We start from the raw sequence: 15,093 nt of genomic DNA, 5'->3' as shown, positions 1-15,093 counted from the left end.
CTAAGTGGGAGAAGGAGGGGGGAGTATAAAAAGGCCCGGCTAATAGCGAATTAACATAGCTTCAATATTTCTGACTAAGTTTTTCAGTAGGGGGGCTACCTCATTCTCTAAAAAATCTGGGTTGAGTCGATAGGCAGGTCCGCCAGCGTTAAAGGTATAAATGTGTCCCTGGCTTAAAGATAGGGGCACAGCGATACCATTGACATCGCGGTTCCAATCACCAAAGGAGCAGCAGAAGCCACGCTGTTGGTAGCTGGTGACAGCTTCTTCAATACCGGCTCTGGTCGCTGGCCATTGATTGCCGGTTTTTTTCTCTAGGTAGCCATAAAAATATTCCCGTTCTTCCTGGGGGAGTGCTGCTAAAAAGGCGCGCCCTGAACCACTGGAGGCTATGGAAACTCGATTGCCAATTTCATGGCGAAAAGTGGTGACATTTGCTGGAGCGCAAAACTCAACAAAGATCATATCGAGCCGGTCACGATCAGAAAGCCCGACAGCCGTGCCGGTAGAGTTGGCCAGGTCCTGCATCAATGGTTTGGCTACCTGCCTGACCGTGAGATTGGAAACGAAAGCATAGCCGAGAGCTAGGACGCCGCTCCCTAACTGATACTTTTCCATTCGTTCTGAATAGGTTAAATAGCCTAATTGGGTTAGAGTGTAGGTTAATCTGGAAACGCTGGAGCGTGGGAGTCCGGTACGTTGGGCGATCTCTAAGTTACCCAGAAAGCCGTCACCAGGTTGAAAAGCCCGAAGCACATCCAGTCCACGGGCTAAGGCCTCAATGAATTTTCGGTCTGGTTCGGCATCTTTCTTTCTGGGGCGGTCACTTAGTGAAACCATAGAATCAAGCTCTCCTTGCTTATTGATAAGTATACAGTTTTTACTCTTTGATCTGAAGGGGAGTATACGAATTTATGAAGGGGGTGATACAAAGCACTGGAACTATCAATAAAATGGAGGATGGTTTATGGGGTTAGAATGGGGGTAGCTGCTAAGATATGTATAGATAATTTAGTAATTTCTGTACTCTTATAAGTGCCATGGGGTAGTTCAGGGATTTATCCGATATAGGCCGTAGCTAAGTGAGATTGTTGCCGTTAATTTTAAAGTGGCTAATTATTTTACGCCTGAGGGATAATTTTATATGAAATTATATTTTTCCGCTAAATCTCGCTATTGTGTTCAATTTGAATCGGGCACCTCCTTAAGCGTGCTTCTCCAATTTGATAAGGGGTAAATCTCTCTGGATTGTATTTGTTCTGCGTGAGTTTCGGTAAACAATATGAGCTTCCGGATTGGTCGTACACCCCCTCCCTTGCTGTATAGGGTTCTTCTATTAACCGCTCTCGTTTCAGGCTAATAAAAATCTTCTTCCGATGCGTTGCTTAAATAATTTATCTTGTGGCTCATTGGGTGCGCCATTTATGCTGCCTTAATAGCGCTTGGCAGGAGGGGGGAGGCATGCTGGCCGCCTCAATCAGGGAGCTACATAAGATCTTTTGGAGGGGGGATGAAAGTGATAGTCATTACTAATACGAAGCTTACAAAAATTGTATCCATTTGATGAATTAGGTGTCAGCTCTGTAAAGCCCAGGCTGTGTTTTATACACATTATTTAAGTCCATTTAGAGCTTCTGCTGCCTCAATATAATGAAGTAGCTTGGTGTATCCCTGCCAAACGGTTTTCACCCCTGGCTCACCATCCCCTTTACGCCCCAAAAAACCTCCTAAACCTGCCAGCATGCGGGTTATATCCCTCATGCTTGGGGGTTCATTTGGTGGAGTAGTTTTATCTCGCATCATCCATATCATACGCCATTCTTTTTCAGAGTAGGCACTCGTACACGGTGCTTCAGGAAGTCTTCGTGCTCGTGTAGTTATCGAATGTAGTCGCCATCCAATAATCATATAGATCGCAATGCAGTTCAGCATTCGCTGCTCTGTTCTAAAACGATTACTTTCTATCTGACATCCACCTTTTAACACTCGAAAATAGGTTTCAATTTCCCACCGGCTTCGATACCACTCAATGATAACCCTCGCCTGCTTAAAGTCTTCAACTGAAAGATCCGTCAACAGCATCCACTCAATCCCTTTCTCACCCTCTGGTGGGGTTAATTCTTTAGCCAGTACAGCATAGAGAGAAAGTGGTCTTTTAGATTTTCCTTTTCCTAGTAATCGTATTTCAGTAGTGGATACGCTAACTTTGGCTTTTCTTCCAGGTTCTCCATTCCGCTTGGGAATATCTACCGTGTATTGACCAATAGATTTCTGCTCATTCATATGATCCCAAAGCAAAACCGTTTCTTCTCCATCGATCTCTAAAGTGCGATTGGCCTTAGCTCGAACGATATAGCTCGCCCGCCTCTGTTCGCTTTGATCTTCAGCCAGTTGAAACCACTCATGAATATCACCCTCTCTATCAGCAATACTCACAATTGTGCTTTCAGGACAGCGCTCCTGTATCTGACAAGCAGATTCGTAATGGTCTAGCCAGCGTCGACTCTCCTTATCCTTTATCGACTTGGTATAGCGGGAATTGGCGCTTGACTCCTTATCTCTCTGCCACATACTGCCCTCAACGACACCCAAGTTAACTCTTGATGGCGTTATAGCGATGGAGGTGTGCAACAGTTGCTGATTGGTCTCTTTCCGCCTAAGTGTTCCCATCTCTTTACTTTCTAAGTCAGTGGCAAAATTTAGAAAGGTGGTATCTTGAGGGATAAGAACAACGGGCTGCGCCTTGATTCTCTCAAGAGTTGCTGATTTATGGCCGCTCATAATAGAGTCAAAGTTGACTTTATCATTTTCGATAAAACGATAAGCCGCAAACGTTTCTGCCCAAGTTTTGTTTGCACAGGGAATGCTACTCTTTGGATCTGAACTTAAACTACTAAGAATATTGGACAAGCGCTTATTCAAGCGTGTATCACCCATAACCTGATTTTTTACTTCGTCCATGACCCAGTCCTGCATAATAATCCAATCAAATCAAATCTGTAATTCTTACCAGGACAAACTGTAACTTATTGATTTACATAATAAAACTGGAAAAACTTGTGTATAAAACTTAGAGCCCAGGTGTGTGTAATATTAGTAGCTTAAGCTTGATTTGTGGGATTTGATGAGAAATTCTTACCCAGAAGCCCCTCTGTGGCAGGCAGTTTCTGCCTGCCATCAGTGTAAGTCATTTTTTACTCTTTACATCAAATCTAGTTTTTACATTTGACCTTACCCTGCTCTCTTTCTGCCCCCCCCCCTCATTTCTTTACTGGCGCGGTAGGCTGTTTGTAGTGGTTTCTACAGACTCTGCGAGCTTAGAGGTTGTAGGGGCTTGAATATCGTGATTCCCGGTTTGAAATACTGGAGTGTCCCTTTTTTGTCATGCTTCACCTTGCTCGGTAGTTTTGCCCTCTAAATAAAGTGTTTAGAGGTGTTAGATCACTACGGGGCGCTTTGTTAGCCTTTTGGGCTTCTTTTATTTTATAGTATTAAGATGCTGATTTTTGTTTCCTGTATTCCTCTCTGGCTGTCGTTCTCTGCTGGTTATGGGTGGTCTTTACTGGTTTGGCACTTTTTTCACCTGTTTAGTACAGGATCTGTTGTTGCATCAATATTCTAGTCGGTGTCAATAGAGATTGTGGCTTGCCCTGTGTGCAGGGAAACGTTTCAATATTTTGAAGTATTTATATATTCCCATGAGGTCACGTCTCGACTTTTGGCTTTGTTTTCGTATGGCTTATCTATATTGCACACTCAAACGAGTAGTATTTGAAAAGGGGTGCTGCTTTATTGTGAATTATAAATCTGCTGGCTTATATGTGAGGTGCTTTGAGTGCAGTTATGGTGCACTTTTTGAGGCTCCAATAAGGTTAGTCGAGTTAATTTCGATAGCGAGTTTCCTTGAAATGGTTTTTGATGTTGTGCTTGCTTGTAATGGGTTGTAAGTAATTTTATTTTTTGGTTGAAATAAATTTTGGATTTTATTTCAACGGCCTTATAGGAAAAATATGTTATTTTTTCTATGCTTTTACTGGGTGGTGATCAGTCAGAGATGGTCGCTAAAGGTCAGGTAGGCAGTTTTGTGTGTGCAAGCTATAACTAAGCTTGGTGGGCTTGTTCACCATAAGGTGTAGGTAGTCTATGTAGAGCTCTTTATGTTCGAACGTCTCAGCTATCCCCTGTTGGCAACTTTAGGTTTAATCATTTCTATTAAAAAGGGAAAAAAGTATGAAAGGTATAATTAAATTATTGATACTGCCGCTGGCATTTGGATCACAGGCAGTATTTGCGATGTGCACACAGCATGCCAATCTTCTTACTGGATGGGTAGGGCTTGATAGCCCTAATAAGACCGTTTATGCAGATGTCACCTCTCTCTCAAATGAATGCTCTTGCGATCATGCAAGATTCACTGAGTCGAACACAGATGCGAATATGGCGCTAACAGTTCTTCTTGCAGCTAAAGCATCTGGCAAAGGGGTTAGAATCGACTTTATAGATGCAGAAAATTGTAGTTCTGCATATAGGGTTTATCTAGAGGAGTGATATATTAATCCGGCAGATAGATGGTCTCTCTAGGTTTTATGTTTAAGTGAGTGGTGTTTGAGGTAAGATACCCCGCTGTAAAAGGAGCTGTAAGTCTGCCGGGTTAATGATTGTACATAAGGGGATAAGTAGGTTTGTGGCGCTATAAAAACTTCATACATGGAAGGGTTACGTTTTGATGGGGGGTAAGATTTTATGCGTTTTTATCTCCGCTTTAGTTTCTCTGGGGCTGTATTTCGGACTCTAAGCATGCCGTTTCTAAGTCAGTAGGTTCTCTTTTGGTTAGAAAATCCACCTGATGGCCGGTGTGTGCGCTGAGTATTTTTTCTTGAGCTTTGGGCTACTTCGTGTCTAGGGTGTAGTGGTCTAATACTTCCGGACACTTCGCTAAGATGGTAAAACTACCAAGTGAGGTGACGTATGACAACAAAAGGTACACGCCGGCAATTCAAGCCAGAGTTCAAGAAAGACGCTGTAGCTCTTGTCTCTGAACAAGGCTATTCGATTTCTAAGGTCGCAGAGGCTGTAGGAACCACTGCTAATAACTTGCGACGCTGGGTAAAGGAGCTGAAGCAGGAAGAGAGCGGAGTAAGATTGGATGCAGGCGAGCGCGCTGAATTGGATCGGTTGTGACGTGAAAACAAGCGCTTGCGGATGGAGAAGGAAATCCTAAAAAAGGCCAGCGCCTTCTTTACGAAAGAAATGAAGTAAAGTACAGCTTCATCAAAGAGCAGAAAAGTAGCTTTCCAGTTAGGATGCTTTGCCGAGTAATGCAGGTAAAAAAGAGCAGCTATTACGATTGGTGCCATCGCAGTGATAGCTCAATAGATAGCCAAACATGGCAACTCTGCCATCGCTTGAAAGCCTTATTTGCAGAATCTCGGCAGAGCTTGGGAAGCCGCCGACTAATGAAGCTATTACGCAGAGAAGGCTTTAAAATTGGGCGCTATCGAGTCCGAAAGCTAATGAAAAAGATAGGTTTGGCAGTAAAACGCAAGAAGCGTTTTACGTTGACGACAGATAGCAAACACCAACTGCCCATTGCAGAGAACCTTCTGAATAGGGATTTTTCGCCGAGTGCTAAAAATCAAGTTTGGGCTACGGATATTACATACATCTGGACGTTACAGGGATGGTTGTACTTGGCGGTAGTGATTGATCTCTATTCACGCCGGATAGTTGGTTGGCACCTAGATCGCCAGATGGAAACAGCTTTGGCGAGTCGTGCGCTGATGATGGCCGTCAATTTACGCACACCACCGCAAGGCCTTCTACACCACTCTGATCGAGGCAGTCAGTATGCCAGCCATACCTATCAGGCGTTGCTGAAGGAGCATGGAATGGTATGTTCAATGAGCTGTAAAGGAAATTGCTGGGACAATGCACCAACAGAACGGTTTTTTAGCAGCCTGAAGCGAGAATAGCTAACGGGAAATCTCTATGAAACAAGGGTGGATGCGATAGCAGATGTGAGAGCCTATATTGCTTATTACAACTCACGCAGAATACACACAACATTGGGGGATGTAACCCCTATCGAATTTGAGAAATGTGCTTAAAGAGGTGTCCGGTTGGACTTGACCACACCAATTGTCTGTGGATTGCTTTGCCGGGCCTGTAATGACGGCTGATATAGTAAATGTTAGAGTCAGGTCGGCGGTCACATATATAAAGCTAGAAGGGTGTAACAAATATAGTAAAATATATTTTAACACAGAATATGAAAAAGCTATGTATACAACTGCTCTCACTGCTGCTACATCAGGTAAGCCAGTAACAGTTGAATTTGAAGAGTCAGACGGTTGTGATTCAAAGGAATCTGAATTAATTTTTTTGGATATTGCATACTAAAGCCTAAAAAATGTAATGGTGAGGGGCTGCGGGAAGGGGCAGCTTGTTTTGAATCTAAGCTGCCTCAGTGAAACCCTTTTGATGTACCCGTTTATTTGCAGGCAGGTCTAAAGGGTCCCTTGCGTAGCTCTGAGTCGGGGCGACCAGCTCATATTGAGGGAGTTGCACTTGATTCCCCAGATTTGAAAATCGTTTTCGGTCATATTGGTTATCCCTGGCACAATGAAATGATTGCCTTTGCCACAAAATTCCCCAATATTTATATCGCCCCTCCGCATACAAACCTAAGCACCATCCTCAGGAGTTGGTTTCATTTATAAAAGCTCACAGTAAGAATAAAGTAATATTTGGAGCAAGTTATCCTATGCTCGCGCCGGAAGTGTGTCTGAGGGATGTGCGCTTACTTAGCCTGAGTCCTGAATAAGGAAGCATCCGCCCTATTCTTATTCAAAAATGTAAAAAAGTTTTTAAATTGTAGCTGATGTTAAGGGTTGAATACTCTCTAAGTGTTAATCTTTGTTAAGGTCTTTAATCCCTGCGCAGTTCATCCTTAATCGCAATGGGATTGGGGAAGTTCATCACCACAATGTAAGATGAGACTAGGAATGTCAGGATAGCCGTTGCCTGGATTAGATGTGAAGCGGCGCTGCCAATTAAGTTTTGTGAGTAAGCGAGTAGGGCGATTAGTAGAGAGAACTCACTAATTTGCCCAAGCCGGAAGCCGATGTCCCAGGACAGCACTTTGTGTTCGCTTCGATTTCCCAATAAGTAGTGAAATACAGCGGGTTTTATGATCAATACTGCCGCTGCAGTTACCAGTGCGGGGAGGAAGATCTCTGGCACCATTGATAGCTTGAATTGAGCCCCGAGGCTGAAGAAAAACAGGATAAGGAAAAAGTCTCGCAGAGGTTTAAGGCTTAAAGCGATGTATTGTGAGATTCTACTGGCGGCTAAGGTAATACCTCCGATAAATGCACCAATTTCCCTGGAGAGGCCGACGATTTCGGCCAGTTCCGCCATTCCCATACACCAGCCTAATGCCATTAGGAATACGTATTCATGGAAGCGATCAAACCGGGAAAATATAGGTAGCAAAATATATTTAACGATTAGCCAGGCAAATAGAATTAGTAGCGGCAGTGAGCCAAAAGAGAGAGCCAGCTGCCAAATTTGTGTATCCCCTGTGTTATCACTAAGTAGTACCATCAGGCAGACGATGGCTACAAAATCCTGGAAGAGCAGCAGTCCCACCATTAATTCGCCCAGGTGTTTATGGTGAAGGACTGTTGTGGGGAGTAGCTTGATGCCAATAATAGTACTGGAGAACATCAGGGACATCCCAATAACCCAGGACTCGATCGTAGTAAAAGCAAAAAGTTTACCAAGCCCAAAACCCAGACCGAGAAAAATTGTACAGCTCACGAGCCCCACAAATGTCGCCTTGCGCAATACGGCCACCAGTGCCTGTGGTTGCATATCCAGTCCGAGTAGGAACAAGAGAAAGATGATCCCTACGCTAGACATATCGGAGAGCAGGCGCAGATTATCGATAACTGCAAATCCCGAAGGGCCGAGCAGTACGCCGAGAGCGATATAGGCGACGAGTAGGGGCTGTCGGCCAAAAAGGGCGAGGGTGGCGAAAATTGCTGCGCCACTGAAGATTAGAAAAAACGACTGGAAAAGAGAGCTGTCCGCCACAGGCTATCCTTGTTGTGAGCGAGATTCTAACAGCCCCCTAATTAATACCGAGATGTCTGTCGCAGAGAATAGGGCCTAAAATTTACAGCTCTCAAGGCCCGCAAAGGTATTACGGAATTGATTGGAGGCTCCTTAGCTATTATCCATAGATGTGCGAGCAGCTGAAAGTGTTACTTGTCTAATGGGCTTGTAAGCACAAGCGCTACTCCCCCGGCGGTATGGGGAGTTCGGTAGTACTTTTGATCTGCTCCAGGGCGAAGTTAGATACAATGTCACTGATACCAACATGCCGGATAAGCTCTTTGTAGAAGCGATCATAAGCGGTGATATCGCTAACCACGACTCGTAGTAGGTAATCGTATTCGCCGGCCATACGGTAGCAGGCGACTACCTCTGGCAACTGTGCCATGTGTTCGGCGAAATTGTCGGCCCACTCCGGTGTGTGCTGGTCAGTTTTCACCTGGGCAAAAACCGAGACCGGTAATCCCAGGATTTCAGCATTGAGCAGCGCAACTTTACGCCGAATGATCCCGCTTTTTTCCAGCTTTTGTACTCTGCGCCAGCAGGGGGTCTTTGTCAGGCCCACACGCTCCGCCAGCTCCTCAATTGAAAGGCTGACGTCGGATTGCAGAATCGCGAGAAGTTTTCTATCAATCGCGTCAAGTGAGGACATAGTGCTACGCACTCCCTATAAGTCGGGGGGGCTGTGTCCTTGTATAAATGGGTTTGCCACCCTGGCATACTGCCCCTTGTAACGTATTTTGACGGGGGAGGTGCTAGGGGTTCCGGGTTAAGTCTTCGGTTTCCCATTGCACCCATTGCAGATACGATAGGCTCATAGCAAGGGTGTTGGTAGTGGAATTTTCCCTAATGTGCAAATCTTCTGGGGGAGCTTTTTATTTTTACTGCGGGGACTTGGGTGGAAATTGACCGCCCAAGTCCCTGGAGGATATCAGGCTGCATCTTTAGGTGGGAAGCGCGGCTCAAACAGCCCCATATCAATAGCCTCTTGAACTTTAGCCATTAGGTCAATTTCAGTCAGTTCCTGTAATTGCTGCAAGCTGTTCAGTACATAGTAGATGGGCTGCACAATATCAATGCGATAGGGGGTGCGCAGGGCGGTAACTGGGTCAAAGTCAAAGCGCTCTGGCTGATTGCTGAGTGCGTAGAGGGTTTCCTTCGGGGAGGAGAGAATACCACCACCGTAGATACGCAAACCGTCGGCAGTATTCAGCAGGCCAAACTCGACGGTAAACCAGTATAAGCGGGCTAAGTAGGCCCGCTCTTTGGGGGAGGCTTTGAGGCCGAGCTGCCCGTATTTGTGCGTAAAGTTGGCAAATGCCGGGTTGGTAAGCATGGCGCAGTGGCCAAAAATCTCGTGGAAAATATCAGGTTCTTGCAGGTAATCAAATTCTTCAGGAGTGCGGATAAAAGTTGCAACGGGGAATTTGCGGTCTGCGAGAAGACCAAAAAAGGTCTCGAAGCCGATCAGTGCAGGAACGCGGGCAACTTCCCAGCCAGTTTCCCTGCGCAGCACGCTGGAGACCTCCTCCAGTTGCGGAATGCGATCGGTAGGTAGATCCAGCAGCTCAAGGCCGTGCATATATTCGTCGCAGGCGCGCCCAGGTAAGACATCCAGTTGGCGCTCAATTAGGCGCTGCCAGGTTTGGTGTTCAATATCGGAATACTCGATAAAGCCCTCTTCATTGGGCTCGCGGGCAACGTATTTACTCGCCTTCTTTGCTTCTTTTTTCATGAGTGTCTCTCCGGTAGCTCGCTGATCTAAGCTATTTCCCTCTGCTGAGATCAGGCTGCTGAACCTGTTGTTGTTATCTTCGACCTCTATTTTTAGCCAGGGGTGCCCGGGGAGGGGAGGGCTTGGAGTGGGCTATTGCGTCTTCTGGGGAGTTCAAATTACACTTTCTGTAAACATTTCTTTACAGGTGGGGCTGTGAGGGTCGAAATAACCTGCGCTAATCGTGTCGGTATATTGCATGAAATCATGCAAATTTTTGGTGAATATCGGATAAATGTAACCTCTGGTGAGCTCGGGGGAGACAGTGGTGATAAGGTCTACCTCTCTGCCCCGGGAATGCTTGCTACCCAATACCAGACAATCGAGAAGTCCCTGCACCGGGTTCCCGGCGTCCAGCGAGTGCGGCGTATATCCCTTCTGCCCCTGGAGCGGCGGCACTTCGAGCTGGACACCCTGCTGAGGCATGTGACAGACCCTGTGCTCAGTGTGGATAGGGGCGGGAGAGTTGTTGCCGCGAATTTGGCAGCTGCCAGAACCTTCGGCGTGAGCCTGGATAAGGTGCCAGGATTGCAGTTGCAGCGCTTCCTACCTTTGATGCAAGTCGCTGAATTGCTGCGGGATTTCGCCGTGCCCCGCTATGGCCTGCCGCTGGTGGTTCGCGGGCAGAGTTTTCGGGTGGACTGGTCTCCGATAACTCTGGAGGGGAGTCCCGGAGCGGTGGATTCGCTTGCCGGTGCAGTTTTGCGCCTACAGCCCTGGGATAGTAGTGAACTCGTTACTGAGTTGCCCAGACCAATGGTGCTGTGGGATTTCGACTTGCGCCGCCAAAGCTGCCTACAGTTGCAAGACTTATCTGAACTCAGTGCACCTATGTTGATACTGGGTGAGCGCGGCAGTGGAAAAACGACCTTTGCTTGTGCGGTGCACTATCTTTCACCATCCGCTTCAAAAGCCGATTGTTATCGGCTAACCCCGCGCTGTGGAGCGCTACAGCTGCCGGCTCACCTACGCCAAACGGGCACGTTAATACTTGAGGATCTGCATACGCTGACGGCGGAGGCTCAAATAGAGTTGCTCAGGGAGATCCGCAACCTGCCGACATCGCTGCGCCTAGTGGCGACATCGAGTGATAGAGGGGCTATTGCAGCGCCGCTGGCACAGCTCTTTTCTTCTTTGGCCATATCCTTGCCGCCGCTGCGAAATATGCGCCCGGCACTACCGCGTTTTGCTCGGGCTTTAATGCGACAGGAATCTTCCGAGGCAAGTGAACTCGACTTTGATAATCAGGTGATGGAGCTGATAAAGCTGCACGACTGGCCGGATAATTTTAATGGACTGAGTGATTACTTGAAGGTCGCATCGAGTCAATGTTTGATCAGAGAAGGGGGCTCGATCGCTTGTACAGATGTACCGGATTTAATGGTTAAGTCTGAGCTGCCCTGGCGAGATTGGGCGCGCGGGCTCTCTTATAAAGAAATGATGGAGCAGCTGGAGAGGGCCCTGCTGGCCGATATGATTGAAGGCCGCTCCTCAACCAGGGAGCTGGCCAAGGAGCTGGGGGTTTCCCATACGGCAGTTGCTAACAAGCTGCGTAAATATGGCCTCTCGATGAATAAAAAATAGCCGTGGTTACCGCTCAATCCGCCCGAGCAATATATCTTTGAACATAACAAAGTCTCCGATAAAGCTGTAGACGGGGTATTTAAAAGTGGCTGGGCGATTGTTTTCAAAGAAGAAGTGCCCGATCCATGCCAGGCCATAACCTGCAACGGGTGTAACTGCCAGCCACAGTATATTGGAAGTCACCAGAGCCGCTAATATTGTCGCAAATACCAGACTGGTTCCCAAAAAATGCAGACGGCGGCAGATGAGATTGCTGTGTTCCTGTAAATAGAATGGATAAAATTCGCGAAAAGATTCAAATTTTTGCGCTTCTATAGCGGCCATGCTGTGCCTCCTTATTTTTATTGCACAATCAAGTGTAAGACGAATATCTAAACCCGCCAATCAGGGCGCCGGCGTAAATTATCTGTTAGGCTGCCGCAAAAATATGCGGTTATCCCGCAAGTAAGCGACATGAGGAAGTTATGGCAGGTCCACTCGCACACTTAAAGGTACTCGATTTAAGTCGTATTCTTGCCGGTCCCTGGGCTGGGCAGGTATTTGCTGATTTTGGTGCAGAAGTTATCAAGGTAGAGCGGCCGGAACGAGGGGATGACACCCGCCACTGGGGGCCTCCCTACCTAAAAGATGAGCAGGGGAGCGATACTGCTGATGCTGCGTACTACCTCAGTGCTAATCGCGGAAAAAAATCAGTGACGGTCGATATCACTACAGCAGAGGGTCAGGCCTTGATCAAGGAGCTGGCGACGCGCTGCGATATTCTTCTGGAGAATTACAAAGTAGATGGATTGAAAAAATACGGCCTGGATTATGAGTCTATCAAGGCGATCAACCCCGGTGTCATCTATTGCTCAATCACAGGGTTTGGACAAACCGGGCCGTACAAAAATCGTGCGGGCTACGACGCCATGATCCAGGGAATGGGGGGGCTGATGAGTATTACCGGTGTGCCGGAAGGGCAGCCGGGTGCGGGTCCGCAAAAGGTGGGGGTGGCCGTTGCCGACCTAATGACCGGAATGTATGCGGTTTCCTCTGTTCTGGCCGCTGTGGCCCACCGGCAGCATACGGGGGTCGGCCAGCATATCGACCTTGCGTTGTTGGATACTCAGGTGTCATGGCTCGCCAATCAGGCGCAGAACTACCTTACTTCCGGCAATAGCCCGGAGCGACAGGGGACTGGCCACCCCAATATTGTGCCCTATCAAGCAGTTCCATCAAAAGATGGCTACTTTATGTTGGCAGTGGGGAATGATGATCAGTTCAAGCGCTTCTGTGTGATTGCAGGTGTTGAGCAATTGGCGGAAAACCCCGCCTATGGGACCAACTCCGCGCGGGTTATGGCGCGTGAAGAGCTGGTGCCACAGATTGAAGCGGCAACACGTCGGCAAGACTCCGCTTGGTGGCTCCACCACCTCAGCGAAGCACACGTTCCCTGTGGACCGATCAACACGCTGGAAGAGGTCTTTGCCGATCCCCAGGTGCAGGCGCGGGGCATGGTGGTAGAGCAGGAGCATCCGGAGGCTGGAAAAGTGAAGACTGTACGTAATCCGGTAATTTTTTCTGAATCGGCTCTCGACTACACCCAAGCTCCACCAGTGCTGGGGGAGCACACTTGTGCAGTGTTGCGTGAGTTACTCGGCAAAAGTGATGAACAAATAGAGCAGTTACGGAAAAATAAGATTGTGTAAGTTGTAGCTCACAATTAACCCGGCACAAGGATGTGCTGTGCAATTTAGGGAAAAGTGATGGAACTTGATCACGTCAATATTACCGCCCCTATGGAAACCCTCAAACGGGTGCGGGACTTCTATACACAGGTACTCGGCCTGACTGAAGGCGAGAGACCCAACTTCAAACGCGATGGTTTTTGGCTCTATGGCAATGGCAGGGCCGTTTTACATTTGATTGATGGTGAGGTGAGTGGCGAGCAGGTGGAGAAACCCTACCTGGATCATATTGCCTTTCGTACAGATGCTCTTGAGCCGATTAAGCAGAGATTGGACGCTCTTGGTATTGCCAGCCGGCAAATGGATGTACCCGGTCGCAATCTGCGGCAATTGGTATTTTTTGATCCTGTGGGGGTTAAGGTGGAGGTTAATGCACAGGTTGATTAGCCTCCACTTAATAAAAATCGATTTTACTTGCTCATCAAGAGCTAATGTGCCCTCTAAATTATAAGTGCTTCCTATTAAAGCCCCCGGCTTTGCCGGGGGATATTTACTGTTATTGAGAGGCTTTATTGGCAAAAAGCTTCTCAAATGCATCGTAAACTGCAAGGTGTAGAGTGTCGCCATGATCTAACTGCTCAAAGTAACCAAAGTGTACCTTCGCTTTGCTCTTCTCATTATTTAGTTTATTGAAAAGTGCTCTGGCCAGGCGCTCCATGGTTTTTCCTTCTTTTCCTACACCGATATAAATCAGCTTGTTATCACAGCAGTTTTTCGGAATATCAGTCAAAAGAGATTCTCCGCTCCACCATAGGCTCGGGCTGATAATAATATAGTTGTCGAAAAGGTTTGGGCGCTTCCATAGGATCTCTGTGGCTACAAGTCCACCCAATGACTGACCGATCAAAGTGGTACTGTCTTCTGTGCGATAGTTTTTTTTGATTAAAGGTTGGGCTTCCCTGTCAAGGAATTCAATAAACTTTTTCGACCCGCCTGACGATGGAAACTCCTGTTGATCCAAAGTTTGGGTTGAGGGAAATGTAAAGTCCCGCTTTCTGTCAACATTTGCCACGCCAACCAGAATGGATTCAGGAATCATGTTGATCCAGGAAAACGCCCCGAATTGTAGTATGCCTGCGATATGGATGAAATCTTCGGATAAAGAGCCATCTAAAAGATAGATTACGGGATAGCTTTTACCGGTTTCGCGATGATAGCTGTCGGGTAGGTAAATATTTAAGGTACGCTGCTCATCCAGGATTTTGGATGCAAAACTAATGGAATCTCCAACTATCAAGGGGGACTTCTCAATATCTATCGCGTAGACAAAAGTTGACATAAGGAGTGCAGCAAAGAAAGAGAAATACCGGGCCATAGCTTTTGTATCCATTAAAGGGTGTATTCTGTTGAATCGGGCAGGCTTGTTTTGTCTGGTTTGTTGAGATTCTGAACAAGTAATCAAGCTAATATTAACACCTTGTAATATAGCTTTTATAGAAGTTTTCGTTGATTTGTTGTTCGGAAGTGCTCGCATCAAAACATCTAGTCTAAATAGGAGGGCTGTTCAGAATTTTTTATCAGTTGGGTAGTTTTGTAAACTTTCTGGGGGGGTAATAGGTGTACGAATACTCCATTAGTTGCTGTCCATAGAGTTAATACGTTTATCTGAGTTTGTCGTTATAAATGGAGCGGGTGCCTGCCCGTATTCCTGTTATAGCCTTTAGCAGCGATGAGCTTCTATTGTCTATAGCGATCTTCTATTTTTCAGGGAAATACCTGTTAGTTACGATGGAGATTGCCGGTTAAGACTAAAGCTGACAAAGAATTGCAAGTCAGTTTTTTCTTTCATGTGTCTCGATATGATTTCTAGTATCTGCTGCACTTTTTCGGGTGGAAAGACTTAATCAGTTGCTACTTATTCTAAAAGAAAATATCAAGGCTTTAGTCAGT

The 15,093-nt window shown here is 46.7% G+C and carries 13 protein-coding genes and 1 pseudogene; 7 read left to right on the top strand and 7 right to left on the bottom strand.

Annotation, left to right across the window (positions count from 1 at the left end; translation table 11 throughout):
- Positions 1-39: 39 nt before the first annotated feature.
- Together ACJJIF_RS05500 and ACJJIF_RS05495 are read right to left on the bottom strand one after the other, a co-directional pair.
- On the bottom strand, positions 40-840 hold the full coding sequence (locus ACJJIF_RS05500) for an IclR family transcriptional regulator (RefSeq protein ID WP_444931238.1): 801 nt from the start codon (positions 838-840) through the stop codon (positions 40-42).
- 771 nt (positions 841-1,611) lie between these two features.
- Complete coding sequence (locus ACJJIF_RS05495) at positions 1,612-2,976, bottom strand: IS4 family transposase (RefSeq protein WP_507021839.1); 1,365 nt, start codon at positions 2,974-2,976, stop codon at positions 1,612-1,614.
- A gap of 1,254 nt (positions 2,977-4,230) precedes the next feature.
- Between ACJJIF_RS05495 and ACJJIF_RS05490 the strand changes: the two genes are divergently transcribed.
- The 4 genes and pseudogenes from ACJJIF_RS05490 to ACJJIF_RS05475 all read left to right on the top strand — a co-directional run bounded on the left by ACJJIF_RS05490 (position 4,231) and on the right by ACJJIF_RS05475 (position 6,719).
- The gene (locus ACJJIF_RS05490; protein WP_444931237.1) at positions 4,231-4,548 is read left to right on the top strand and encodes a hypothetical protein; all 318 of its coding nucleotides are present in this window, start codon (positions 4,231-4,233) and stop codon (positions 4,546-4,548) included.
- A 420-nt stretch (positions 4,549-4,968) separates the two neighbouring features.
- Positions 4,969-6,107: pseudogene (locus ACJJIF_RS05485) on the top strand (IS3 family transposase).
- 61 nt (positions 6,108-6,168) lie between these two features.
- Positions 6,169-6,399, top strand: a complete 231-nt coding sequence (locus tag ACJJIF_RS05480; RefSeq protein ID WP_444931236.1) for a hypothetical protein — start codon at positions 6,169-6,171, stop codon at positions 6,397-6,399.
- Positions 6,400-6,494: 95 nt separating this feature from the next.
- Positions 6,495-6,719 (top strand): amidohydrolase family protein, encoded by a 225-nt coding sequence (locus ACJJIF_RS05475; protein ID WP_444931235.1) that lies wholly within the window; start codon positions 6,495-6,497, stop codon positions 6,717-6,719.
- A gap of 208 nt (positions 6,720-6,927) precedes the next feature.
- Here ACJJIF_RS05475 and ACJJIF_RS05470 read toward each other — a convergent pair whose 3' ends face one another.
- The 3 genes from ACJJIF_RS05470 to phhA all read right to left on the bottom strand — a co-directional run bounded on the left by ACJJIF_RS05470 (position 6,928) and on the right by phhA (position 9,904).
- A complete protein-coding gene (locus tag ACJJIF_RS05470; protein ID WP_444931234.1) occupies positions 6,928-8,097 on the bottom strand; it encodes a cation:proton antiporter domain-containing protein in 1,170 nt (389 codons plus the stop codon).
- 202 nt (positions 8,098-8,299) lie between these two features.
- The gene (locus tag ACJJIF_RS05465; protein ID WP_444931233.1) at positions 8,300-8,770 is read right to left on the bottom strand and encodes an Lrp/AsnC family transcriptional regulator; all 471 of its coding nucleotides are present in this window, start codon (positions 8,768-8,770) and stop codon (positions 8,300-8,302) included.
- Positions 8,771-9,049: 279 nt separating this feature from the next.
- Entirely contained in the window at positions 9,050-9,904 is an 855-nt protein-coding gene (phhA, locus tag ACJJIF_RS05460) for a phenylalanine 4-monooxygenase (protein WP_444932317.1), read from the bottom strand.
- Positions 9,905-10,048: 144 nt separating this feature from the next.
- On the opposite strand from phhA, the gene ACJJIF_RS05455 reads away from it, so the two are divergent.
- Complete coding sequence (locus ACJJIF_RS05455) at positions 10,049-11,476, top strand: TyrR/PhhR family helix-turn-helix DNA-binding protein (protein ID WP_444931232.1); 1,428 nt, start codon at positions 10,049-10,051, stop codon at positions 11,474-11,476.
- A gap of 6 nt (positions 11,477-11,482) precedes the next feature.
- Here the strand turns inward: ACJJIF_RS05455 and ACJJIF_RS05450 are convergent, their stop codons facing one another.
- On the bottom strand, positions 11,483-11,860 hold the full coding sequence (locus tag ACJJIF_RS05450; RefSeq protein WP_444931231.1) for an Mpo1-like protein: 378 nt from the start codon (positions 11,858-11,860) through the stop codon (positions 11,483-11,485).
- 80 nt (positions 11,861-11,940) lie between these two features.
- Between ACJJIF_RS05450 and ACJJIF_RS05445 the strand changes: the two genes are divergently transcribed.
- Together ACJJIF_RS05445 and ACJJIF_RS05440 are read left to right on the top strand one after the other, a co-directional pair.
- A complete protein-coding gene (locus tag ACJJIF_RS05445) occupies positions 11,941-13,164 on the top strand; it encodes a CaiB/BaiF CoA transferase family protein (protein WP_444931230.1) in 1,224 nt (407 codons plus the stop codon).
- Between the two features lie 57 nt (positions 13,165-13,221).
- Positions 13,222-13,590: a VOC family protein gene (locus ACJJIF_RS05440; protein WP_444931229.1), complete on the top strand. Its 369-nt coding sequence runs from the start codon at positions 13,222-13,224 to the stop codon at positions 13,588-13,590.
- A gap of 109 nt (positions 13,591-13,699) precedes the next feature.
- Here ACJJIF_RS05440 and ACJJIF_RS05435 read toward each other — a convergent pair whose 3' ends face one another.
- A complete protein-coding gene (locus tag ACJJIF_RS05435; protein WP_444931228.1) occupies positions 13,700-14,533 on the bottom strand; it encodes an alpha/beta hydrolase in 834 nt (277 codons plus the stop codon).
- Positions 14,534-15,093 lie beyond the last annotated feature (560 nt).

The organism is Microbulbifer regidiadema (SeqCode) (assembly GCF_052467605.1).
This window is presented reverse-complemented; position numbering and strand designations above follow the sequence as displayed.

What these genes read in the sequence shown, in the direction of transcription:
- ACJJIF_RS05500 (WP_444931238.1), bottom strand. Translation starts at nt 840, where the DNA reads ATGGTTTCACTAAGTGACCGCCCCAGAAAGAAAGATGCCGAACCAGAC.
- ACJJIF_RS05495 (WP_507021839.1), bottom strand. Translation starts at nt 2,976, where the DNA reads ATGCAGGACTGGGTCATGGACGAAGTAAAAAATCAGGTTATGGGTGAT.
- ACJJIF_RS05490 (WP_444931237.1), top strand. Translation starts at nt 4,231, where the DNA reads ATGAAAGGTATAATTAAATTATTGATACTGCCGCTGGCATTTGGATCA.
- ACJJIF_RS05480 (WP_444931236.1), top strand. Translation starts at nt 6,169, where the DNA reads ATGACGGCTGATATAGTAAATGTTAGAGTCAGGTCGGCGGTCACATAT.
- ACJJIF_RS05465 (WP_444931233.1), bottom strand. Translation starts at nt 8,770, where the DNA reads ATGTCCTCACTTGACGCGATTGATAGAAAACTTCTCGCGATTCTGCAA.
- ACJJIF_RS05445 (WP_444931230.1), top strand. Translation starts at nt 11,941, where the DNA reads ATGGCAGGTCCACTCGCACACTTAAAGGTACTCGATTTAAGTCGTATT.
- ACJJIF_RS05440 (WP_444931229.1), top strand. Translation starts at nt 13,222, where the DNA reads ATGGAACTTGATCACGTCAATATTACCGCCCCTATGGAAACCCTCAAA.
- ACJJIF_RS05435 (WP_444931228.1), bottom strand. Translation starts at nt 14,533, where the DNA reads ATGGATACAAAAGCTATGGCCCGGTATTTCTCTTTCTTTGCTGCACTC.